Genomic DNA, 22,575 nt, shown 5'->3' on the forward strand with positions numbered 1-22,575 from the left:
CTCCCCGGTCTCCGTGGGCCTGCGGGCTTCCCCGCAGCGGTGGACGGGGACCGTGCGGCACACGGCAGATCACTTTGTCCGGGCCCCGGAGTTCCCGTCGCCACCGGCGTGGGAGAAGGCGGCTTGCACGATGCGCAGTATGTACGGCATCTCGCTGGTGTCCGGTGGAGCTGTGTAGTTGAGGGAGTAGACAAGGCGGCGGCCTCCGTCGGGGGCGGCGAAGACGGCGTTGGTGTAGCCGGGCTCCGTGCCGGTCTTGCCCCAGAGCACCGTGTGGTCCGGGAGGGTGACGCGCATGATCCCGCCTGTGCTGAAGCAGGGCACGCCCTTGTCCCCGGGCTCGGTGAGGCTCGCACAGTGGTGGTTGCCGCTGCCGTTGACCACCGAGCCGGGGTCGGGTACTCGGAAGACCAGCTTCTGCTGCGCGGACGGCAGGAGGCGGCCGCGGAAGAGGGCGGCCAGGAACCGGTCCAGGTCGTCCGCAGTCGAGATCATGCCTCCCTCGGCCCAGGCATAGGGGCTCTGCTCGGTGACGTCGGCGAGGTGACGATGGTCCTTGCTTCCGGTGACGGAGCGGTATCCGTGGGCGTGCGGCGCCGGCAGGACCGGATCGTCGGCGTCCGGTACATACGTATGGCGCAGGCCGAGCGGTCGGGTGAGGCGCGTGCGTACTTCATGCGCGTACGAATGGCCGGTTGCCTTCTCGATGATCAGCCCGGCGATGAAGTAGTTGATGCCGTTGTACTGCTGTACGCGGCCCGGCGGGGACTTCGGCGGCTGTCGCAGCGCCCCGCCGACCACCTCGGCCGGTGTCCAGGACCGGAAGCGGTGCCCGACGAACCATTCGTTCGTGCCGTCTCCGGCGAGCGCCGCGTCGGCGGGTGGCAGGCCACTCGTGTGATCGAGGAGCTGTCTGATCGTCACGTCCTTGAAGGCGGCCGGGATCAGGCCGGGCAGCCGGCGCCGGGCGGGAGCGTCGAGGCCCACACGGCCCTCGGCGGCGAGCTGGAGCAGGACCGTGGCAGTGAAGACCTTGGAGATGCTTCCGATGCGGAAGTACGAGCGGGGGTTGACGGGCGCGCGGGTCGCGATGTCCGCCACGCCCGCGGTGCCGGTCCAGGCTCCCCCCGAACCGCGGACCTGGAGCAGAGCACCGGTCACCGCGCTCTCCGGCAGCCCGGTGATGGACGCGCGCAGTGCCGTGGGGTCGAGTGGTGGCAGGGATGCGGCTGCCCCCGTCCGGTCGGAGGGGGATACGGCGGGGACGGGTGTGGCGAGAACGGGTGTGGCAGGGGCGGCAGCCGCGAGGGCGCATGCGGCCGTCAACGTCACGGCGGCCGCCACCTTCCCTCGGCGCCCGCATGCTGTTTTTCGTAATGCCTTCATGCCTGCGAGCTTGCCGCTCCGCGATGATGCAGGGCATCAGGGACGACCCCTGACCGGTCCCGGAACCGGGTCAGGGACCTCCCTGATGATGCCCCCGAAGCAAGGCGTCCGCCCGCTCAGCGCGCCATGGCAGGATCCTCGGACGGCAGCTGTGCCTCCTCACGGGGCTCGCTGACCCGGTCGCCCGCGCCTCTGCGGTCGCGGGCGGCGGGGGCCCGGCGGTGCGCCGGGTCGCGGACCTCGCCGACCAGCATCTCCAGGACGTCCTCCAGGGCGACCAGGCCGAGCACCCGGCCGGTCGCGTCGGCGACCGCCGCCAGATGGGAGGCGGCCCGGCGCATCGCCGTGAGGGCGTCGTCCAGGGGAAGTTCGGCGCGCAGCGTCGTCATCGGATGCCAGATGCGCTGGGGCACGGCGCGGTCGCGTTCCTCCAGGTCGAGGACGTCCTTGACGTGGAGATAGCCCATGTACGCGCCGCCGGGGGCGCACACCGGGAAGCGGGAGTAGCCGGTCCGTACGGTCAGCTCCTCCACCTGGCGGGGGGTCACGGTCGGTTCGACGGTGACCAGTCCCGCCCGGTCCAGGAGGACGTCCGTGACGGGCCGGCTGCCCAGTTCGAGGACGTCGGAGAGCTGTTCCTGTTCGGCCGGGTCGAGCAGGCCCGCCTGGCCCGAGTCCTCGACGAGATGGGTCAGCTGCTCACTGGTGAAGACCGCCTCCACCTCGTCCTTCGGCTCCACGCGGAAGAGCCGCAGCACCCCGCGGGCGCAGGCGCCGAGCAGCGCGGTCACCGGACGGCACAGCCGTGCGAAGGCGACGAGGCCGGGGCTGAACCACAGGGCGGTCTTCTCGGGCGCCGCCATCGCGAGGTTCTTCGGGACCATCTCGCCGATGACGAGGTGGAGGAAGACCACCACCGCCAGGGCGATGACGTAGCCCAGCGGGTGGACGAGCGCCGCGGGAAGACGGACGGCCTCGAAGACCGGCTCCAGGAGGTGCGCGACGGTCGGCTCGGCGACCGCGCCGAGCGTGAGGGAGCAGACGGTGATGCCGAACTGGGCGGCGGCCATCATCTGCGGGAGGTTCTCCAGCCCGTGCAGCACCTGCCGGGCCCGGGTGGAGCCTTCGGTCGCCAGTGGTTCGATCTGGCTGCGGCGTACGGAGACCAGGGCGAACTCGGCGCCGACGAAGAAGCCGTTGGCGAGCACGAGCAGCACCGCGAAGAGCAGCTGGGCCAGTGTCATCGGGCCACCTCCGCGCCCACCACGACGGGCTCACGGGGCGCCTCGGGGACCGCGGGCGCCGTGACCGTGGCGGTCCGTACGATCCTTATCCGCTCGGCGCGGTGGTGCGACACCAGCCGCACCCGCAGCCGCCAGCCGTCGAGTTCCGCGATGTCGCCGGGGGCCGGAATCCGGCCGAGTATGTGTGCCACCAGTCCTGCCACCGTTTCGTACGGTCCTTCCGGGGCGTCCAGGCCGATCCGCCGCAGGGTGTCCACCCGGCAGCCGCCGTCGGCGTCCCAGGCGGGGCGGCCCTCCTCCGGCGGGGCCTGGCCCAGTTCGGGCAGGTCCACACCGTCGTGCTCGTCGCGGACCTCGCCGACGAGCTCCTCGATGATGTCCTCCAGGGTGACCACACCGGCCGTGCCGCCGTACTCGTCGACGACCACCGCTATCGGCTGTTCCCTGCGCAGCCGCTCCAGCAGCGGCTGCACGGGCAGGGTCTCGGGCACCAGCAGCGGCGGTACCGCGATCCGTCCCGCCGGGATGCGCAGCCGGTCGTGCGCCGGGACGGCCAGCGCGTCCTTGAGGTGCACCATGCCGACGATCTCGTCGAGGCGGGTGTGGTAGACGGGGAAACGGGAGAGTCCGGTGGCGCGGGTCAGGTTGACCACGTCCTCGGCGGTCGCGGACGCCTGGAGGGCGCTCACCCGTACGCGCGGCGTCATGACGTTCTCCGCGGTCAGGTCGCCCAGCGAGAGGGTGCGGACGAACAGGTCCGCGGTGTCCTGCTCCAGGGCGCCCGCGCGGGCGGAGTGCCGGGCGAGCGAGACCAGTTCGCCGGGCGTGCGGGCGGAGGCCAGCTCGTCGGTCGGCTCCACGCCAAGGGCGCGCACCAGACGGTTGGCGACGGTGTTCAGCAGGGTGATCACCGGGCGGAAGAAACGGGAGAAGGCCCGCTGGGGGCCGGCGACCACCCGGGCGACGGGCAGCGGCTTGGAGACCGCCCAGTTCTTCGGCACCAGCTCCCCGACGACCATCTGGACCGCGGAGGCCAGCAGCATGCCGATGACGACGGCGGTGCCGGGGACCGCACCCGCGGGCAGGCCGGTGGCGGCCAGCGGGCCGGACAGCAGCTCGGCCAGCGCGGGCTCGGCGAGCATACCGACCACCAACGAGGTGATCGTGATGCCCAGTTGGGTGCCGGACAGCTGGAAGGAGAGTTCCCGCAGTGCGGAGACGACGGTGGGGGCGCGGCGGTCGCCGTCGGCGGCGGCCCGTTCGGCATCCGCCTTCTCGACGGTGACGAGTCCGAACTCGGCGGCGACGAAGAAACCGTTGGCCAGGATCAGGACGAGAGCCGCAGCGAGCAGCAGCAGGGGGCCGGTCATGCCGCCGCCTCCGTGGTATGCGGGGGTTGGGGAGGGGCGGCGCAGGTACTACAGGACGATCCGTCCATTGCCGGAGGGAGTCACTCCTCGGGTCGCGGTGGGCCCACGAAGGGGCAGGGCGCAGGGTGCGCCCCGGAGAACAGAGTAAACAGCGGGACCCTGATTAGGGCAGGCTCAACCGGCCGTGTGGTCGACAGCACCGTGCTTCTCGGTGAGGTCGCGCAGCGCGCGGGCGTCCCGGATGGCCTGGTCCTTGGCGATGCCGGGCTGGATGCCCATCGCGGGCAGGCTGGTGCCGTCGGCGAGGTCGAGATGGACCCAGGGGTCGCCTTCGCGGAGGTTGACGCGCAGCACCTGGGCCCAGGCCAGTTCGCGCCGGGTGGTGAGGTTGATCACCGTGATGCCCTCCTGCCGCGCCACCACCCTGGGGCGGCTGAGCAGCAGGAGGACGGCGAGCACCAGCAGTCCGGTGAAGACGAAGCTCAGCCGCTCGCCGCCGCTCAGCTTCGGCAGCAGCAGCGCGATCGCGGTGAGGGCGGCGAGCTGGGCGATGCCGACGGTGTACAGGACGACCCGGGTGCGGGTCGGCCGGAAGGTCACCGGGAGGCTGGGCAGGGGCGCGGACACGTCGTGGGTCTTCCGTCGGGGGTGCAGCGGTGGGTACGGGTTGGTCAGCGGCCGCCGGTCACAGCCGGCAGGCGTGGATACCGGTGGTCAGGATCGCGCGGGCGCCGAGGTCGTAGAGCTCGTCCATGATGCGCTGGGCGTCCTTGGACGGGACCATCGAACGGACCGCGACCCAGCCCTCGTGGTGCAGCGGGGAGACGGTCGGCGACTCCAGGCCCGGAGTGAGGCCGACGGCCTTCTCGACGTGCTCGACCCGGATGTCGTAATCCATCATCACGTACCGGCGGGCCACCAGGACGCCCTGCATACGGCGCAGGAACTGGCGCACCTTCGGGTCGTCGTCCGGCGCGCCGGTGCCGCGGATGACGACGGCCTCGGACTTCAGGATCGGCTCGCCGATGATCTCCAGGCCGGCGTTGCGCAGGGTGGTGCCGGTCTCCACGACATCCGCGATGATCTCGGCGACGCCGAGCTGGATGGCGGTCTCCACGGCGCCGTCGAGGTGGACGACGGAGGCGTCCACGCCGTTGTCCGCGAGGTGCTGCCGGACCAGGCCGGAGAACGAGGTGGCGATCGTCATGCCGCCGAACTCGGTCACGTCCTTGGCGGTACCCGGGCGGGTGGCGTAGCGGAACGTCGAGCCGGCGAAGCCGAGCTGGAGGATCTCCTCGGCCGGCGAGCCGGAGTCCAGCAGCAGGTCACGGCCGGTAATGCCGATGTCGAGCTTGCCGGAGCCGACGTAGACCGCGATGTCGCGCGGCCGCAGGAAGAAGAACTCGACCTCGTTCTCGGCGTCGACCAGGACCAGTTCCCTGCGGTCCTTGCGCTGGCGGTACCCGGCCTCATGGAGCATCGCCGACGCAGGCTCGGACAGTGAACCCTTGTTGGGGACAGCGATGCGCAGCATGAGAGCGATTTCCTTTGCAGCTAAGGGGTGTTGCGGTGGGTGCAGGGGGGTGGATCAGAGGTGGGCGTAGACGTCGTCGAGCGAGATGCCCTTGGCGACCATCATGACCTGGAGGTGGTAGAGGAGCTGGGAGATCTCCTCGGCGGCGGCCTCGTCGGACTCGTACTCGGCGGCCATCCACACCTCGGCGGCCTCCTCGACGACCTTCTTGCCGATCGTATGGACACCGGCCTGCACCAGCTCGGCGGTACGGGAGGTGGCGGGGTCGCCCGTGGCGGCCTTCTTCTGGAGCTCGGAGAAGAGCTCCTCGAACGTCTTCTTGGACATGATGGTGACTACCCTACGCGGAGATGAGGCCGCGGCGCGCAGCGCCTCGGCCGAAGCGAGCCGACGGGTGACGGGCGGGCTGTCAGCGCCAGGGCTCGGACACCGTGCGCAGGGTCGCGGCGGTGGCGACCGCGGCGGTGACCGCTTCGTGGCCCTTGTCCTCGGTGGATCCTTCGAGTCCGGCGCGGTCGAGCGCCTGCTGCTCGGTGTCGCAGGTCAGCACGCCGAAGCCGACCGGTACGCCGGTGTCCACCGACACCTGGGTCAGGCCCTGGGTGACGCCCTGGCAGACGTAGTCGAAGTGGGGGGTGCCGCCCTTGATGACCACACCGAGGGCGACCACCGCGTCATAACCGCGGCCGGCCAGCACCTTGGCGACGACCGGGAGCTCGAAGGCGCCGGGCACCCGCAGCAGGGTGGGCTCGTCGATGCCCAGCTCGGTCAGGGCGCGCAGCGCGCCGTCCACGAGGCCGTTCATCACCGGCTCGTGCCATTGCGCCGCGATGACGGCCACCCGCAGGTCGCCGCAGTTCTTCACGGTCAGTTCGGGTGCGCCCTTGCCGCTCATGGTTCTCCTCTTACGGGTGATGGTGCCGGTCTTACGGGTGGTGGCGTGGTGCCGGGTCGTGGCGTGGTGCCGGGTGGTGGTGACGTGGTGCCGGGTGGCTACTGGTTGTCGCAGGTGGTGGCGGCGGGGGGCGCGGCGTCTGCCGCTCCGGTGCGGGGGGCCTCCCCTGCTCGAACGGAGGGGGGAACGGTGCCCGTACCGGGGTCCAGCCAGGGCAGGTCGTGCCCCATCCGGTCCCGCTTGGTGCGCAGATACCGCAGATTGTGTTCACCGGCCTTGACGGGCATCGGCTCGCGGCCGGTGACCCGCAGGCCGTGCCGCACCAGGGCGGTGGTCTTCTCGGGGTTGTTGGTCATCAGACGCAGCGAGCGCACGCCGAGGTCCCGGAGCATCTGCGCGCCGGCGGCGTAGTCGCGGGAGTCGGCGGGCAGGCCCAGTTCGAGGTTGGCGTCGAGGGTGTCGCGGCCGCGCTCCTGGAGTTCGTACGCGCGCAGCTTGGAGAGCAGCCCGATGCCGCGCCCCTCGTGGCCGCGGAGGTAGATCACCACGCCGCGGCCGGCTTCGCTGATCTGCTGCAGCGAGGCCTCCAGCTGGGGGCCGCAGTCGCAGCGCAGCGAGTGGAAGATATCGCCGGTCAGGCACTCGGAGTGCACCCTGACCAGGACGTCCTCGCCGTCGCCGAGCGCGCCGGCGACCAGCGCGATGTGCTCGACGCCGTCGACGGTGGAGCGGTAGCCGTAGGCGGTGAATTCGCCGTGTGCGGTGGGCAGGCGGGTCTCGGCCTCGCGGCGGACGGTGGGCTCGGACGACTGCCGGTAGGCGATCAGGTCCTCGATGGAGATGATGGACAGTCCGTGCTTGCGGGCGAACGGCACCAGCTCCGGCAGCCGCAGCATCGTGCCGTCCTCACCCGCGATCTCCACGATGGCGGCGGCCGGGCGCAGTCCGGCCAGCCGGGCGAGGTCGACACCGGCCTCGGTGTGGCCGTTGCGGACCAGCACCCCGCCGGGCCGGGCGCGCAGCGGGAAGATGTGGCCGGGCCGGACGAAGTCGCCGGCGGCCGATTCCCCGGAGGCGAGCAGCCGCAGTGTGGTGGCGCGGTCGGCGGCGGAGATGCCGGTGCTGACGCCGTGCGCCGCGGTGGCGTCGACGGAGACGGTGAAGGCGGTCCGCATCGACTCGGTGTTGTGCTCGACCATCTGCGGGAGTTCCAGCCGGTCCAGCTCCGGGCCCTCCATGGGGGCGCAGATCAGCCCGCGGCACTCGCTCATCATGAAGGCGACGATCTCGGGGGTGGCCTTCTCCGCGGCGAGCACGAGGTCACCCTCGTTCTCGCGGTTCTCGTCGTCCACGACGACCACGGGACGGCCGGCGGCGATATCGGCGATGGCCTGCTCGACAGGATCGAGCGCCAGGGAACCCGTCTCGTCGGCGTTCTCGGTGTCGTACCAGCTCTTGAGGGCGGTCATGCCGCTGCTCCTTCCAGGACGGTGCGGTCGGCGGCGCGCGAGCGCAGCCACCAGTCGCGCATGCCCCACACGACGAGGGCGAGATAGACGACGTAGACGAGGCCGGAGAAGACCAGCCCGCTGCTGAAGGCGAGCGGGACGCCGACGACGTCGACCAGCAGCCAGGCGAACCAGAACTCGACCAGACCACGAGCCTGGGCGACCATCGCGGCGAGCGTGCCGATGAAGATGTAGGCGTCCGGCCAGGGGTTCCAGGACAGCTGCGGGATCAGGGTGAACAGGGTGCCGACGGCAGCGGTGCCCAGGGCGGTGCCGCCCAGCAGCAGCATCCGCTCGCGCCGGCCGGCGAAGCGTACGGCGATGGAGCCGTCCTGCGCCTGCTGCCGGCCGCGCTGCCACTGCCGCCAGCCCCACAACGCCACGCCGATGACGAGGAGTTGCTTGCCGACCCCGCCGCTGAGGTGGGCGGAGGCGTAGGCGGCGACGAGGATCACGCCGGAGAGGAACTGGGCGGGCCAGGTCCAGATGGAGCGCCGCCAGCCGAGCGCCAGGGCGGCCAGACCGATGGTGTTGCCGATCATGTCCGACCAGATGACGTGCTGCCCGAAGGCCGTGAAGGCCTGGCCGTTCAGCGTATCGAGGACGCTCACCGTTCCATCTCCTTGGTTTCCTCGAGGTCCTGGAGATCGGCGGAACCCCGGCCGAGCAGCCGCTCGACGTACTTGGCGAGGACGTCGACCTCGAGGTTGACGGGGTCGCCGGCCTTCTTGATGCCCAGGGTGGTCAGATCGAGGGTGGTGGGGATGAGGCTGATGGTGAAGTAGTCGTCCCCGGCGTCGACCACGGTCAGGCTGACGCCGTCGACGGTGATGGAGCCCTTCTCGACGACATAGCGGGACAGCGCGGCCGGCAGCGCGACCTTGACGATCTCCCAGTGCTCACCGGGGATGCGCTCGACGATGGTCCCCGTCCCGTCGACATGGCCCTGGACGAGGTGCCCGCCCAGCCGCCCGCCGAGCGCCATCGGGCGCTCCAGGTTGACCCGCGAGCCGGCGGCCAGCGCACCGAGGCTGGAGCGGTTCAGGGTCTCGGCCATCACATCGGCGGTGAATTCACCGTCGGCGGTGTCCACGACGGTCAGACAGACGCCGTTGACGGCGATCGAGTCACCGTGCTTGGCGTCTTCGGTGACGACGGGGCCGCGCAGTCGGAAGCGAGCGGAGCGACTGGGGGCTCCCCCAGCGGTAGCTGGGGGTGCATCACCGAGGTTCTCCACGGCGACGACCTCACCCAGTTCTTCGACGATTCCGGTGAACACTTCAGTTCTCCTCGTGGAGGGCGTGGCGGATGGGGGTGGCGGTGATGCGCAGGTCGGGTCCGAGCCGTGCGGTGTCGGTCACGTCGAGCCGCAACGCCTGGGCGATGGTGGTGATTCCGGCGTCGCCGACGGCCGCCGGGCCGGCTCCGAGCAGCACCGGGGCGAGATAGCCGACGACCTTGTCGACGGCCCGGGCGGCGAGGAAGGCCCCGGCGAGCGTGGGACCGCCTTCGAGCAGGACCGAGCGCACCTCGCGCTCGTACAGCGCCTGGAGCAGTGCGGGGATGTGCAGCCCGCGGCCGTCGGCGGCGCGCGGCAGCCGGAGGATCGGAGCGAGGCCTTCGAGGTGGCCGGCGTCGGCGTCCTCGGCGACCGCGATCAGCGTGGGCGCGGAGCCGTCCAGGACGCGGGCGCCGGCCTTGACGGCGGTGGCGCCGGAGTCGACGACGACCCGCAGCGGCTGGCTGATCTCGTCGTCGGCCAGTCCGCTGATCCGGGCGCCGAGCTGCGGGTCGTCGGCGCGGGCGGTGCCGGAGCCGACGATGACGGCGTCCGCGGCGGCCCGCAGCCGGTGCACATCGGCGCGCGACTGCGGCGAGGTGATCCAGCGGCTGGTGCCGTCGGCGGCGGCGATCCGGCCGTCGAGAGTGGCGGCGTACTTCCACAGCACGAACGGGCGGCGGCGCAGGACCGAGGTCAGCCAGGCCTCGTTGCCGGCGGCGGCCTCGTCGGCGAGCAGTCCGCCCTCGACGTCGATCCCGGCGTCGGCCAGGGTGACGGCGCCGCCGGTGGCCGCCGGGTTGGGGTCGGAGACGGCGTAGACGACGCGGACGATCCCGGCGTCGATCAGCGCCTGGGCGCAGGGGCCGGTGCGGCCGGTGTGATTGCAGGGTTCGAGGGTGACCAGTGCGGTGCCGCCCCGGGCCCGTTCGCCCGCGGCGCGCAGGGCATGGACCTCGGCGTGCGGCCCGCCGGCCCGCTGATGCCAGCCCTCGCCCACCGTGCGGCCCGCGGAGTCCAGGACGACACAGCCGACCACGGGGTTGGGGCTGGTGTGCCCGAGGCCGCGCGCGGCGAGCTCAATGGCTCGGCGCATCGCCGCGGTCTCTACGGGGGCTGCGGTGGCCACCGGGTCCTCCTGCCGCTCAGGGCACGGACTCCGGGGCTGTCTGGACGACAGAAAGCGGAACAACACCACGGGGACACCGCGACCGGAAAGCAGGACCCGCCCGGAAAAAACCGGACGCGCCGCCGACGGCGGTGTACCGAAGCTGGCCCGCCGCGCACTGCCTCCCATCCGGACTTTCACCGTCGGTGCAGGAATTTCACCTGCTCAACCGGCCGCTGGCTGCGGACGGGTCGCGGACTGTTACCGCCGGTTCGGAATTACACCGACCCCGGAGTGCGCTGCTGCTTCTTATGTCAGTACAGCTTCAGTCTGCCACGCCCGGTAGTCGCCCATGCGGGCGAAGCGCTGTGGGCTGCCTCACAGCGCCCCCGGCGCGCCGCCTGTCACAGCGGGCACGCGTCATTCGTCATAGCGGGAAAGAACCCGCCCCCACCCTCTCAAGGACTGATCCGCGATGGCGACAATTCTGGTGACCGGCGGCACGGGCACTCTCGGGCGGCCCCTGGTCGACCGGCTGCTCGACGACGGCCATGACGTCCGTTCGCTCAGCCGGCGGCCGCACACCGGCACGGCGCGCCCGCGGCCGCGGTCGTACGCGGTCGATCTGCGCGACGGCACGGGCCTGGCCGAGGCGGTGACGGGCGTGGACGTGATCGTGCACTGTGCCACTTCGCCGGCCGGCGGTGACGCGGAGGCGGCCGGACGGCTCGTGGAGGCGGCGAAGGCGGCGGGGGTCCCGCACCTGGTGTACATCTCGATCGTCGGCGTGGACCGGGTCCCGTTCAGTTACTACCGCACCAAGCTCGCGGTGGAGCGCCTGATCGAGGACTCCGGCATCGGCTGGACGGTGCTGCGGACGACGCAGTTCCACGATCTGGTGCTCGATGTGATCAAGGCGGGTGCCCGGTCGCCGGTGCTCCCGCTGCCGACGGGCGTACGGGTGCAGCCGGTCGAGGTGCGCGAAGTGGCCGCCCGGCTGGCCGAGTTGGCGGCCGGGGAGCCGGCCGGGCGGGTCACGGACCTGGGCGGCCCCGAGGTGCTGGACGCCCGGGAGCTCGTACGGGCCACGCTGGAGGCGGGCGGGCGGCGCCGGCTGCTGCTGCCGCTGCGGCTGCCGGGCGCGACTGCCGGGGCACTCCGCCGCGGCGGAAACCTCACTCCGGAACACGCCGACGGCCGGCGGACCTACGCCGAGTTCCTCGCGGAGAGGGCGGGTGGGCGCTGATGGGCGGGTGAGGGGCCGGGGGCTGACTGGGGGCAGGGGCCTGCCTGGGAGCGTGGGCCCGCCTGGGAGCGTGGGCCCGCGGACGCGTGAGGGGCGCCAACGCGCTCCCGTTCACGTACGGCCCGTCCATGTACCGTCCGTTCACGTACCGCCCGTTCACGTACCGCCCGTTCACGTACCGTCCGTCCACGTAGCGCCCGTTCACGTACCGCCCGTTCACGTACCGCCCGTCCACGTACCGCCCGTCCACGTACCGCCCGTCCACGTAGCGCCCGTTCGCGTAGCGCCCGTTCGCGTACCGGCGGGAATACCGCCCATCCCCAGCACGTTGTGGCCCGCGAGGGGCGCCCGTGCCCCCTACGGGATCTGTTCCCACCCCCCTGAAGGGATGCCTCAGGGACGGGAAGAGCCCCCCGGCCCTCCGGCCCCGAACAGCTCGTGCTGAGCGGCGTCCCGTGCGGCGAGGACGGCGCCGCGCAGTACCGCCCGCCCGCCGAGCGCCCCCGCGCGTACGTCGGTACGCAACGGGGAGAGCCGGGCCAGATGCCCGGCGACCCGCCCGGCGAGTTCCTCGCCGCCGCCGCTGCCGGTCTCCCCGCCCAGGACGACACACCCGGGGTCGAGCACGGCGCTCACCGCCGCCACGCCGAGGGCGATCCGTGCGGCCAGCGCGTCGAGGAAGGCGGCACCGGCATCGCCGGCGGCCACCGCGGCCCGTACGACGGCTTCGGCGGGCGGGGCATCGGTGTCGGGTGCGGGCGCGTCCGCCGCAGCAGGGCCGACGGCCTCGGCGGGCAGGCCGTGCTGCGCCGCGAGTGCGCAGATGGCGGTGGAGCCGGCCAGGGAGTGGAAGCCGCCGTCACAGCCGCTTGCGGTGGGCAGCGCATCGGTGCCAGGGACCGGCAGAAAGCCGATCTCGCCGGTGCCGCCCGAGGCGCCGCGCCGCAGCGTGCCGTCCAGTACGACCGCGGCGCCGGTGCCATGGCCGAGCCAGAGCAGGACGAAGGTGTCGTGGTCGCGGGCGGCCCCGTCGCGCTGCTCGGCGATGGCGGCGAGATTGACCTCGTTCTCCAGCAGGACCGGTACGGCCCGCCGCGCGCGCAGCTCGCCGACCAGCGCGACGTGCCAGGACGGGATCCAGTCGGTGCCGCCGAGCCGCCCGGTGGCGGGGTCGACCAGGCCGGGTGCGCCGACGGCGATGGTGTGCGGATGCGGGGCGCCCGCCGCGGCGAGGGCCTTGTCCAGGCCGGCGAGCGCGGCGGCGACCGCCGCTTCGGCTGTGTCGTCCGGGCCGATGGGGACGGTGCGCTCGGCACGTACCTCGCCCAGGAGGTCGGCGACCGCGACGGTGACGCTGTGCGTGCGCAGGTCGAGGCCGACGAGATGAGCCCGGTCGGCGACGATCCCGTAGAGCCGGGCGTTGGGTCCGCGCCGCTGTGCGCCGCTCTCGCCGACCACGGCGATCAGTCCGGCCTCCTGGAGGCGTTCGACGAGGTCCGCCACGGTCGGCCGGGACAGACCGGTCAGCGTCTTCAGCTGACCTGCCGTCAAAGCACCCTCGGACTGCAGGAGTTGCAGTGCCAGGCGGTCGTTGATCAGCCGTGCGGTGGTCGGGGAGGCGGCGGTGCGGCCGGCGGCCACCGTGCGCGGTGCGTCCATGGCGGGATTCTTTCATCCGGTCGGGCCAACACCCTTATTATCAGGCAGGGTTCCTGATAATTTACCGCCCATGGCTGGCACCGGTGTCCCCCACAACGTCCTCCCACCCTCGAACCACGAGCTGCGCCGCGCACGATGGGCCGTTGCCCTGGTGTTCCTCGTCCATGGCTCGGTCACCGGCAACTTCGCGACCCGTATCCCCTGGATCCAGGACCACACCGGCATCTCAGCGGGCCAGCTCGGCCTGGCCCTCGCCTTCCCCGCGATCGGCGCGTCCCTGGCGATGCCGCTGGCCGGCCGGATCAGCCACCGCTTCGGCGCCCGCACCGCACTGCGCGGTCTGCTCGCCCTGTGGACCCTGTCGCTGCTCCTGCCCGCCCTCTCCCCCGGCCTCTACGCGCTGTGCCCGGCACTGCTGCTGTACGGCGCGACGTCCGGCATGTCGGACGTCGCGATGAACGCGCTGGGCGTGGAGACCGAGGACCGGCTCGGCAAGCCGATCATGTCGGGGCTGCACGGCATGTGGAGTGCGGGCGCCTTGCTCGGCTCGGCGGCCGGCACCGTCGCCGCGCACGCCGAGTGGGACGCCCGGCTCCATCTGGCCGGCGCCGCGCTCGTGCTGACCCTGCTCGGTGCGCTCGCCTGCCAGGGCGTCCTGGATCTGCGCAGCACCCCCGAGGAGCACCCGCCGCCGCGCTTCGCACTGCCGCCGAAGTCGGCGCTGCTCATCGGGGCGATAGGTTTCTGCGCGGTCTTCGCGGAGGGCGCCGGCCTGGACTGGTCGGCGGTCTACCTCCGCGACGAGTTGGGCACCGACGCGGGTCTGGCGGCCGCGTCGACCACTGCCTTCGCCTGCACGATGACCGTCGCACGGCTGGCCGGTGACAAGGTGGTGGCCCGTTTCGGCGCGGTGCACACGGTGCGGGCCGGCGGGGTGCTGGCGGCGGCCGGCGGCCTGCTGATCGTCACGGCGCGGCATCCGGCCATGGCGATGGGCGGGTTCGGCCTGATGGGCCTCGGAATCGCGGTGGTCGTCCCGCTGGCCTTCGCGGCCGCCGGGCGCAGCGGTCCCGCGCCCAGCCAGGCGATCGCGGGTGTCGCCACGATCACCTACACCTCCGGGCTGATCGCACCGTCCGCGATCGGCGGTATCGCCCAGGCGACCTCGCTGACGCTGTCGTTCGTGCTGGTGACGACGCTGGCGTGCGGGCTGGTGGTGGGTGCGCGGGTGCTGCGGGTGCCGAGCCGTACGGCCTCCGGCAGCGCCCCCGCGGTGACCGGCGATCTGGAGCGGTCATAGGGACTTTGCAGACAGGCCCCGGCCCGGCCGCTCCCCCGCCGCCGGCTCAGGCCGCGTCCGCCTCCGTGCCCGCGTCCGCCTCCTCCGGCCGGAGGAGCTGGGCGGCGATGCTCCGGGCGTGGTCGGACCACGGTGTGGGGCGCAGCGTCTGCGCGTCGACGCGGACCAGCACCCGGTGGCCGTGGGCGTAGGTCTCGGTGCCGTCGGCCGAGCAGAGCCGGAAGCCGTAGGTGAGGCCGGTGCGGCCGAGGCGTGCGACCCACAGGTGCGCCGCGTAGCGGCCGGGGCGGGTGACCGACCGCTCGTAGGAGACGTGCATCTCCTTGATGACGTTGCACATGTCACCCGCGGCGGCCCAGTCGCCGTCGAAGCCGAAGCCCCGTCCGTGCCAGTACTCCGCCCAGGCGCGTTCGACGAGCAGCGGGTAGCGGGAGTTGTGGAGCATGCCGAGCGCGTCGAGGTCGTCGAAGTGGACGGTGACGGGGACCAGTTCGCCGTACGGGACGGTGGCGGTCTGGAGGGTTTCGACGCTCACGGGTGGTGCTCCTGGGGTCGGGGTGTGCCGGTCGGCGCTGTTGAGACGGAGAGTGCTGGTGACGCGGTTGGTACTTGTGTGACGATCCGGAGTCATCGTAAGCGGATGCTTAGAATGCTTTGGCCGCCGGGATGCGGGGCGTGAGGGCCATGAGCCGTCGGTCAGGGAGCAGCGGCAGGGCTCAGTGACCGAGGACATAGCGACCACGAACCGGGATGCACCGGGATGGAGCGGATTTACCCCGCACTAACATTGCCCGGTCATCACCGTGTGAAGAAGTGGAGCAGTCATGGGCCTCGGCGTGCGCTGGACCGTGCATGGCGACGGGCGCAACCCGGCCCCTGGGGCAGTGGTCAGACCGGATGAGCGGCTGTCTTGGCCACGCACCGTGGGCCTGGGCGCGCAGCATGTCGTCGCGATGTTCGGCGCGAGCTTCGTCGCTCCGGTGCTGATGGGCCTGGACCCGAACCTCGCGATCATGATGTCCGGCGTGGCGACGGTCATCTTCCTGCTGGCCACCCGCGGCCGGATCCCCTCGTATCTGGGCTGTTCGCTCTCGTTCGTCGGAGTGGCCGCCGTGATCCGGGCGCAGGGCGGCACCAGCGCGACCGTCACCGGAGCGGTTCTGGTCGTCGGCGTCGCGCTCTTCCTCGTCGGCGTCGCCGTCCAGCGGTTCGGCGCCCGGATCATCCATGCCGCGATGCCGCCGGTGGTCACCGGTGCCGTGGTGATGCTCATCGGCTTCAACCTGGCGCCGGTGACGGCGAGTACGTACTGGCCCCAGGACCAGTGGGTGGCGCTGCTGACCATGCTGTTCACCGGGTTCGCCGTGGTCTGTCTGCGCGGCTTCTGGTCGCGTATCGCGATCTTCCTCGGGCTGGTCTTCGGCTATGCCGTCTCCTGGATCTTCGACCGGGCCTTCGGGATGATCCACTCGCTGAACGGCGCGGGGAAGGTCACCGACCACTGGCGGCTGGACTTCTCCGCCGTCGGCAAGGCCGACTGGATCGGTCTGCCGCACTTCCACGGGCCCAGCTTCCAGTGGTCGGCGATCCTGGTCGCGCTGCCCGTCGTGATCGCCCTGGTCGCGGAGAACGCCGGCCATGTCAAGGCGGTCGGCGAAATGACCGGCGACCCGCTGGACGACAAGCTCGGCACCGCGATCTCCGCCGACGGCGCGGCCTCGGTGCTCTCCACCGCCCTCGGCGGCCCGCCCAACACCACGTACTCCGAGAACATCGGCGTGATGGCGGCGACCCGCGTCTACTCGACCGCTGCCTACTGGGCGGCGGCCGGCTTCGCCCTGCTCTTCGGTCTGTGCCCGAAGTTCGGCGCCGTGGTGGCCGCCATCCCCGGTGGGGTGCTGGGCGGTATCACCGTGATCCTCTACGGCATGATCGGCCTGCTCGGCGCCCAGATCTGGGTGCACAACAAGGTGGATCTGCGCAATCCGCTCCATCTCGTGCCGGTCGCCGCGGGCGTCATCATCGGCGTCGGCGGGGTGAGCCTGCGGATCAGCGACAACTTCGAACTGAGCGGTATCGCCCTGGGCACGATCGTGGTGCTCACGGGCTATCACGCGCTGCGCGCACTGGCCCCCGCACACCTCAAGCCGCAGCCGCCGCTGCTGGACGAGGGCACCTCGTCGTACGACAAGGACTGACCGCACGGCATCCGGCAGGGCCCTCAGGCGGAACGGGGCCCGGAGGGGGAGCGGCACGGACCACAACGGGGCGCGCCGCTCATTACCCCGTTCCGGTCAACGGCCACCGGCACACCGCGTTTTCCGTCACCGCACTGTCACGCTGAGTGGATGACAACGACTCAGTGTAATGACAGCCGGGTGCGGCCGGACCCGGCCGGAGGGTGCGTCGCCCGGCCCCCCAACGACCCGGGATCCGCGGGCGCCGCGGGGGTGGGGGAGGTTCTGGCCCGGATGCGGGCGCTGGCCGCTGCGCTGCCGGCCGAGGACGGGGTGGCCGTCTTCAACGGGGTCTATCTGGCCGTCACCGAATCCGTGGCGCGGCGCATCGGGGACGGCGCCTTCCAGGACCCGGCGGCCGCGGGCGAGCTGGACATCCGTTTCGCGCGGCGGTACTTCGACGCGGTGGACGCCACGGCCGCCGGGCTGCGGCCGCCGGCCTGCTGGCGTCCGCTCTTCCAGCTCCGCCGCCACCCCGGGGTGCATCCGCTTCAGTTCGCGCTGGCCGGGATCAACGCACACATCGGCCACGATCTGGCGTTGGCGGTGCTGGACACCTGCCGGGCGCTGGAGTGCGAACCGGCCGCGCTGGAGACCGATTTCGACCGGGTCGGCGGAGTGCTGACGAGTCTGGAGGAGGGGATCCGTGAGCGGCTGATGCCCGGCCCCGATGTACTGGATGTCGCCGATCCGCTGACGCATCTGATCGGGTCGTGGAGTCTGGACAAGGCCAGGGACGGCGCCTGGGCTGCGGCCCGGGCGCTGTGGAGCGTACGCCGGCTGCCGGACGTCACCGAGGAACTCGCCGAGCGGCTGGATGCCGGGGTGGGCCTGGTCGGGCGGATGCTGCTGACTCCGCTGCCCGGCTGATCCTGGCGGCCGGCCCGGCGCCGGGTCGCGGCGCTCCCCTGGAACTCCCTTGTTCCGGCGGTACGTTGGCCGAGGGGGCTGACAGCTAAGGAGTGCAGCTATGGCCATGCGGCTCGGTCTGGGCCTTCCGCAGATGCGGCAGTACGACATCGGACGCGACGTTCCCGACGTGGCGCGGGCCGCGGAGGAGACCGGTTACGAGAGCCTCTGGGTGTTCGAGCGGATCCTGTTCCCCGAGCCCGCCTCCCAGGGGCTGTACGGCATCCCGGGCCCCCCCTGGCCCGACGCGTACCGCTCGGTGGCCGACCCGCTGGTGACCCTGGCCCTGGCCGCGGCCGCCACGCGGCGGGCGCGGCTCGGCACGAGTGTGCTGGTCGCCCCGCTGCACATCCCCTTCCAGCTGGCCCGCACCCTCGCCTCGCTGGACGCGGCGAGCGGCGGCCGAGTGGTCGCGGGCTTCGGCACGGGCTGGTCGCTGGACGAGTACGCGGCCGCTTCCGTCGCTCCGTTCGAGCAGCGCGGCGAGGTCCTCGACGAGCTGATCGACGTCTGCCACGCGGTGTGGGGCCCGGACCCGGTGGCGTACGAAGGGGAGTTGACGACCATCGCCCCGTCGGAGGTCGGCCCCAAGCCGAAGCGGCCGATCCCGATCCTGCTGCCCGCCAACAGCCCGCGCGCACTGCGCCGTCTGGTCGACCGGGCGGACGGCTGGATGCCGGTCGGCATGGGCGCCGAGGCCCTCGCCACCCAGTGGCAGCGGCTTCAGGACCTGGCCGCCGAGCGGGGGCGCAAGGAGCCGGTGGCCAGTGTGCTGCGGGTGAACGCCCAGCACACGGCCAAGCCGTACGAGGGCCGGGACCGCAAGCCCTTCCAGGGCGGCGTCGAGCAGATCGCGGCGGATCTGGTCGCCCATGCCTCGGTGGGCCTGGAGGAGATCCTCATCGATCTACAGGGCGGGGCCCGGGACGCCGAGGAGCTGAAGGATGTCGCCGCGGAGGTGTATACGGCGGCGCGGGCGGCGGGTCTCTAGAGACCGGCGGACCGGGGCGGGGCGGACCGGCCGTGGTGGCGGGGCCCGGCGGTGCCGGGCCCCGTCCTCCCAGGGACGCCGCCCCGAGTAGGCACCAGGGGGTGTCCCTCCCCGGGGCTGGAGCCGGTGGCAGCTGGGCGAGGAGACGCAAGCTCGGCTGAGGCGGTCTCACCGTCAAGGGGTGGCGAGACCCTCTTCCCCAGCGACGGCGTAGCAAGCCTGTGAGGCGAGTGTCATACCCATGCGGCCCAGCACCTCAATGGACTCCAGAAGGATCTTCGTGTCCATCGTCGCCATGGCTTCGCCGAAACGATTGCGCGCGGCCAAGTCCTCTGGGGACACCGCGGTACGAAGCGCCGAGACCCGCTCGGCCAGCTTCTCGCGCTCGGCTTGCATCGCCGCCATCCCGCGTACGGCGCGGACGATCTCCTCATCGCTCATGTCGCTCATCGGGTACCCCTTCGGTCTCCTGCTTCGTTGTCTCCTGGTCAGATGAGGCAACTGCTCTCCGAGGTCGCTCCAGCACGTCGAACTGTGACATGCGCGACGGCCGGTGCCGCAGTGAGTCTCCAGCATGGACCGGGTTTCAGCCGTCCGTCCAGGTTCTGCACGATCAGCAGCCACACCAGCCCCAGGACCAGGGGGCGGGTCGACCCGGATCCCCTGGAACTGACGCCCGTCATGCGCATTCTTGACGGCGACTTCGTCGTGACCGGCTTCGTGGTGGGCCGGCCCAGGGCGGCAAGGTTCAGTGGACTCGTCACGGCACCCGGCGTGGAAGGCACTTCAAGACGTGCTTGTGGTGAGGGAAGCTCCGATTCCTGAGATGGCGGAGAGCTTGATCTCAGCCACGGAGACGTCGCATCCCCCAGCACCGTGGTTCGCCAGGACGACGACGAAACGGTCTCCCTGCCGGCGCACCTGGCCGCCCTAGTCCTCGGGCAGTTCGACCGGGGCGATCTCGTCGTAGACGTCGCCCGGGCCCGGGTTGGTGGCATCCGTCGCACCGCCGAAGTGGTGCATCACGCCCCACACCGCGTTCAGTGCGGTCTGCACGGCGCCCTCGGCCCAGCCCGCGGTCCAGGAGATGTCGTCGCCCGCGAGGAACAGGCCCCGCTTGTCCTCGGGGAGCCGGTCCTGCATGAAGTGGGTGAACAGGCGCCGCTGGTAGCGGTAGTGGCCGGGCAGGTTCGCCTTGAAGGCGCCCATGAAGTACGGCTCGTTCTCCCAGGACACGGTGACCGGGTTGCCGATGATGTGCTTGCGGATGTCGACCTTCGGATAGATCTCCGACAGCGACTTCAGCATGACCTCCATCCGCTCGTTGGCGTTCAGCGGCAGCCACTTCAGGCTGTCGTCGCACCAGGTGTAGGAGAGGCAGATGACGGCGGGCTCGTCCGGTCCGTTGTCGAGCAGATAGGTACCGCGGGTCATCCGGTCCGTCAGCGTCATCGACATGACGTCCCGGCCCGTGTCCTCGTCCTTGTCCAGCCAGAACGGCCGGTCGACGGGCACGAAGAGCTTGCTGGACTCCATGTAGTGGGTGCGCTCCATCGCCGTCCAGTGGTCGATGGGGAACAGCGAGTCGTCACAAGCGATCTTGCTCAGCAGCATCCAGGACTGCGCGGTGAAGACGGCGGCCTCGTAGGTGCGGATGTCGCCGTCGGCGTCGGTCACCGTGATGCGGTTGCCGGCGGTGCGGTGCAGACGGGTCACCGCGGGACGGGGCGCCCCGTCGTGCAGCGACGAGAGCGAGGTGCCCGGCGCCCAGTGCACGATCTTCGCCGGTTCCCGCTCCCACAGGCGCAGCGGCAGCTGCTGGCTGCCGCCGACGATGCCGCGGTGGTGGTCGTCGGCCTCGGTGTAGACGACCCGCAGGATCTCCAGGATGGAGTTGGGGAAGTCGGTGTCCCAGCCGCCGGTGCCGAAGCCGACCTGGCCGAAGATCTCGCGGTGCCGGAAGGACTTGAAGGCCGTCGAGTCGCAGAGGTAGCCGTAGAAGGTCTGGTTGTCGAGCTTCTCGACGAGCCGGGCCCAGATCTCGCGGATGCGCGGAACATCGCGCTCGCGGATCGCCCGGTTCATGTCGGAGAAGTCCGCGCCCTCCTCCAGGCAGGCGTTCCAGGCGTCCATGACCTGGTGGTAGACCTCGGGGAGGTCATCGACCGTCCGGGCGTAGTGCGATTCGCCCTTGAGGTCGACCACGGTCGACGGGGTGTCCGCCGCCAGCGGGTTGGGGAACGGCGTGGTCGCCAGGCCCACCAGGTCGATGTAGTGCTGGAGCGCCGTCGAGGACGGCGGGAAGCGCATCGCGCCCATCTCGGCGGTCAGGCCCGCGGCGTCGGACGAAGTGCCCTCGAAGCCGACGGTGCGCAGCCGGCCGCCTATCTGGTCGGCCTCGTAGACGACGGGCTTGAGGCCCATCTTCATCAGCTCGTAGGCGGTGATGATGCCGGAGAGGCCGCCGCCGATGACCGCGACCTCCTTGCCGTGCTCGATCGCGGGGATCTGGCCGAGGCCCGCCGGGTGGGCGAGGAAGTCGTCATAGGCGTACGGGAAGTCCGGGCCGAACATGGTGATCGGCGGCTGGACATCCGCGTGGTGGGCGGCGGTGGGCACCGTGGACGTCATCGGGGACGGACTCCTTGCAGACAGGGCACAGCAGGCAGGGCGGCGCGGACCGGGCGGGCGGCCTGCGGCGGATCAGAGGGGGGGTCGGGCGGGTCAGTTCATGTCAGCGGGCCGTAGAGCTCCGGCCGGCGGTCGTGCAGATAGGGGTTGTCCGCCCGGGATTCCTTCAGGAAGGCGGGGTCGACATCGGCCCGCACCAGCTGCTCGGTACGGCCGGCACGGGTACGGACGACACCGTCCGGACCGGCCAGGCAGCTGAGGCCGACGAACTCGAACTCGCCCTCCGCGCCGACCCGGTTGACGTACGCGACGTACATCTGGTTCTCGAAGGCGCGGACCGGGATGACGGACTCGGCGACGAACTGGAAGGGGTGCATCTGCGCGGTGGGGACCAGCAGCAGATCGGTGCCGGCCAGGGCATGGGCCCGGACGTTCTCCGGGAACTCCACGTCGTAGCAGATCAGCAGGCCGATCCGGAGGCCGGCCAGTTCGGCCTGGACGACGGCCTGCTCCCCGGGGGTGAACCATTCGTGCTCGAAGCAGCCGAAGAGGTGGGTCTTGCGGTAGTTCGCAAGGCGCTCGCCCTCCGGGCCGATGAGCTGCGCCGCGTTGTAGACCGCGGCGCTGTCCGACTCGTCCTGCGCGGCCCGCTCGGGGTAGCCGTAGAGCACCGCGATGCCGTGCTCGGCGGCGATCCTCCCGATGGCCTGCGCGCTGTCGCCGTCGGCGGTCTCGGCGAGGCGGTGGACGTCGCCGCCGATCGCGTAGCCGGTCAGGAACAGCTCGGGGCAGGCGAGCAGTCCGGCGCCGGTCGCCGCCGCCTCGCGCGCCGCGTCGTCGAGGACCCGCAGATTGTGCGCGACATCGCCGGGCCGGCCCGAACTCTGGAGCAGGGCGGTGTGCAGCGACGTCATGGGACCCCTCGGCGGGACGGTGCGGGTGGACGCATTGACGGTACGGGCCGCCGACGATTCCGGACAAGGCGCCACCGTTGCGTGCCGAGGGACGATTCATTGCGCGTTCAAGGGACTGTGCGGTGATTCGTTGCGCCCCGCAGCCGGAGCTGCCCCGGGACCGTGCACGCCGGGCTCCCGGTGCACGTTCCGGGGCCGGTACAGGCGTGCGCTTCGGTGCACGCCCGGCTCAGGCGCAGGCCCGCCTCCGGTGCACGCCGGGCCGCCCCTCAGCGCCCGGACGCCATGTGGGCCGTCATCCAGTCGAGGACGGCAACGGTACGGAGGCAGTCGTCCTCGGTGAGCCCGCGCAGCAGACGGGCGC

Annotated in this window: 21 protein-coding genes and 1 riboswitch; of the genes, 5 read left to right on the forward strand and 16 right to left on the reverse strand. The window is 71.6% G+C overall.

The features are described from left to right. Positions 1–69 precede the first annotated feature (69 nt). The 11 genes from K7C20_RS05950 to ribD all read right to left on the reverse strand — a co-directional run bounded on the left by K7C20_RS05950 (position 70) and on the right by ribD (position 10,345). Positions 70–1,332 carry a serine hydrolase domain-containing protein gene (locus K7C20_RS05950; protein ID WP_160328783.1) on the reverse strand — a complete coding sequence of 421 codons (1,263 nt, stop codon included), beginning with the start codon at positions 1,330–1,332 and terminating at the stop codon, positions 70–72. 170 nt (positions 1,333–1,502) lie between these two features. Next, the gene (locus K7C20_RS05955; protein ID WP_030080809.1) at positions 1,503–2,630 is read right to left on the reverse strand and encodes a hemolysin family protein; all 1,128 of its coding nucleotides are present in this window, start codon (positions 2,628–2,630) and stop codon (positions 1,503–1,505) included. Next, the gene (locus tag K7C20_RS05960) at positions 2,627–4,000 is read right to left on the reverse strand and encodes a hemolysin family protein (RefSeq protein ID WP_053210511.1); all 1,374 of its coding nucleotides are present in this window, start codon (positions 3,998–4,000) and stop codon (positions 2,627–2,629) included. The genes K7C20_RS05955 and K7C20_RS05960 overlap by 4 nt, the downstream gene beginning before the upstream one ends. A gap of 174 nt (positions 4,001–4,174) precedes the next feature. Then, the gene (locus K7C20_RS05965) at positions 4,175–4,627 is read right to left on the reverse strand and encodes a PH domain-containing protein (protein ID WP_053210510.1); all 453 of its coding nucleotides are present in this window, start codon (positions 4,625–4,627) and stop codon (positions 4,175–4,177) included. A gap of 58 nt (positions 4,628–4,685) precedes the next feature. Beyond that, positions 4,686–5,534, reverse strand: a complete 849-nt coding sequence (gene hisG / locus K7C20_RS05970) for an ATP phosphoribosyltransferase (RefSeq protein ID WP_030080817.1) — start codon at positions 5,532–5,534, stop codon at positions 4,686–4,688. Positions 5,535–5,588: 54 nt separating this feature from the next. Further along, positions 5,589–5,861, reverse strand: a complete 273-nt coding sequence (locus K7C20_RS05975) for a phosphoribosyl-ATP diphosphatase (protein WP_030080818.1) — start codon at positions 5,859–5,861, stop codon at positions 5,589–5,591. A gap of 82 nt (positions 5,862–5,943) precedes the next feature. After that, complete coding sequence (gene ribH, locus K7C20_RS05980) at positions 5,944–6,429, reverse strand: 6,7-dimethyl-8-ribityllumazine synthase (RefSeq protein ID WP_030080820.1); 486 nt, start codon at positions 6,427–6,429, stop codon at positions 5,944–5,946. Between the two features lie 98 nt (positions 6,430–6,527). Continuing rightward, the gene (locus tag K7C20_RS05985; protein WP_053210509.1) at positions 6,528–7,898 is read right to left on the reverse strand and encodes a bifunctional 3,4-dihydroxy-2-butanone-4-phosphate synthase/GTP cyclohydrolase II; all 1,371 of its coding nucleotides are present in this window, start codon (positions 7,896–7,898) and stop codon (positions 6,528–6,530) included. Continuing rightward, a complete protein-coding gene (locus tag K7C20_RS05990) occupies positions 7,895–8,548 on the reverse strand; it encodes a nicotinamide mononucleotide transporter family protein (protein WP_222892566.1) in 654 nt (217 codons plus the stop codon). Before K7C20_RS05990 ends, K7C20_RS05985 begins: the two co-directional genes overlap by 4 nt. Continuing rightward, the gene (locus tag K7C20_RS05995; RefSeq protein ID WP_030076538.1) at positions 8,545–9,216 is read right to left on the reverse strand and encodes a riboflavin synthase; all 672 of its coding nucleotides are present in this window, start codon (positions 9,214–9,216) and stop codon (positions 8,545–8,547) included. The genes K7C20_RS05990 and K7C20_RS05995 overlap by 4 nt, the downstream gene beginning before the upstream one ends. Position 9,217: 1 nt before the next feature. Beyond that, positions 9,218–10,345, reverse strand: a complete 1,128-nt coding sequence (gene ribD / locus K7C20_RS06000) for a bifunctional diaminohydroxyphosphoribosylaminopyrimidine deaminase/5-amino-6-(5-phosphoribosylamino)uracil reductase RibD (RefSeq protein ID WP_245171900.1) — start codon at positions 10,343–10,345, stop codon at positions 9,218–9,220. A gap of 150 nt (positions 10,346–10,495) precedes the next feature. After that, positions 10,496–10,626, reverse strand: a riboswitch (FMN riboswitch). Between the two features lie 173 nt (positions 10,627–10,799). Here ribD and K7C20_RS06005 point away from each other — a divergent pair. Further along, positions 10,800–11,570, forward strand: coding sequence for an SDR family oxidoreductase (locus K7C20_RS06005; RefSeq protein ID WP_053210508.1), 771 nt, complete (start codon positions 10,800–10,802; stop codon positions 11,568–11,570). Positions 11,571–11,963: 393 nt separating this feature from the next. Here K7C20_RS06005 and K7C20_RS06010 read toward each other — a convergent pair whose 3' ends face one another. Next, positions 11,964–13,229, reverse strand: a complete 1,266-nt coding sequence (locus tag K7C20_RS06010; protein ID WP_053208421.1) for an ROK family transcriptional regulator — start codon at positions 13,227–13,229, stop codon at positions 11,964–11,966. Positions 13,230–13,299: 70 nt separating this feature from the next. Between K7C20_RS06010 and K7C20_RS06015 the strand changes: the two genes are divergently transcribed. Further along, on the forward strand, positions 13,300–14,529 hold the full coding sequence (locus K7C20_RS06015) for an MFS transporter (RefSeq protein ID WP_053208422.1): 1,230 nt from the start codon (positions 13,300–13,302) through the stop codon (positions 14,527–14,529). A gap of 46 nt (positions 14,530–14,575) precedes the next feature. Here the strand turns inward: K7C20_RS06015 and K7C20_RS06020 are convergent, their stop codons facing one another. Further along, positions 14,576–15,064, reverse strand: coding sequence for an acyl-CoA thioesterase (locus K7C20_RS06020; RefSeq protein WP_030076524.1), 489 nt, complete (start codon positions 15,062–15,064; stop codon positions 14,576–14,578). Positions 15,065–15,353: 289 nt separating this feature from the next. Between K7C20_RS06020 and K7C20_RS06025 the strand changes: the two genes are divergently transcribed. The 3 genes from K7C20_RS06025 to K7C20_RS06035 all read left to right on the forward strand — a co-directional run bounded on the left by K7C20_RS06025 (position 15,354) and on the right by K7C20_RS06035 (position 18,666). Beyond that, positions 15,354–16,727, forward strand: coding sequence for a uracil-xanthine permease family protein (locus K7C20_RS06025; protein WP_030076522.1), 1,374 nt, complete (start codon positions 15,354–15,356; stop codon positions 16,725–16,727). A gap of 273 nt (positions 16,728–17,000) precedes the next feature. Beyond that, positions 17,001–17,636, forward strand: coding sequence for a DUF5995 family protein (locus tag K7C20_RS06030; protein ID WP_053208471.1), 636 nt, complete (start codon positions 17,001–17,003; stop codon positions 17,634–17,636). 100 nt (positions 17,637–17,736) lie between these two features. Then, positions 17,737–18,666, forward strand: coding sequence for a TIGR03619 family F420-dependent LLM class oxidoreductase (locus tag K7C20_RS06035; RefSeq protein ID WP_053208423.1), 930 nt, complete (start codon positions 17,737–17,739; stop codon positions 18,664–18,666). A 174-nt stretch (positions 18,667–18,840) separates the two neighbouring features. On the opposite strand, the gene K7C20_RS06040 is transcribed toward K7C20_RS06035, so the two are convergent. The 3 genes from K7C20_RS06040 to K7C20_RS06050 all read right to left on the reverse strand — a co-directional run bounded on the left by K7C20_RS06040 (position 18,841) and on the right by K7C20_RS06050 (position 22,211). Next, positions 18,841–19,116, reverse strand: a complete 276-nt coding sequence (locus tag K7C20_RS06040) for a hypothetical protein (RefSeq protein ID WP_030076512.1) — start codon at positions 19,114–19,116, stop codon at positions 18,841–18,843. Between the two features lie 480 nt (positions 19,117–19,596). Continuing rightward, entirely contained in the window at positions 19,597–21,297 is a 1,701-nt protein-coding gene (locus K7C20_RS06045; RefSeq protein WP_053208424.1) for a flavin monoamine oxidase family protein, read from the reverse strand. Positions 21,298–21,395: 98 nt separating this feature from the next. Beyond that, positions 21,396–22,211: a carbon-nitrogen hydrolase family protein gene (locus K7C20_RS06050; protein WP_030076506.1), complete on the reverse strand. Its 816-nt coding sequence runs from the start codon at positions 22,209–22,211 to the stop codon at positions 21,396–21,398. Positions 22,212–22,575 lie beyond the last annotated feature (364 nt).

It is taken from the genome of Streptomyces decoyicus (assembly GCF_019880305.1).
GTDB lineage: Bacteria > Actinomycetota > Actinomycetes > Streptomycetales > Streptomycetaceae > Streptomyces > Streptomyces decoyicus.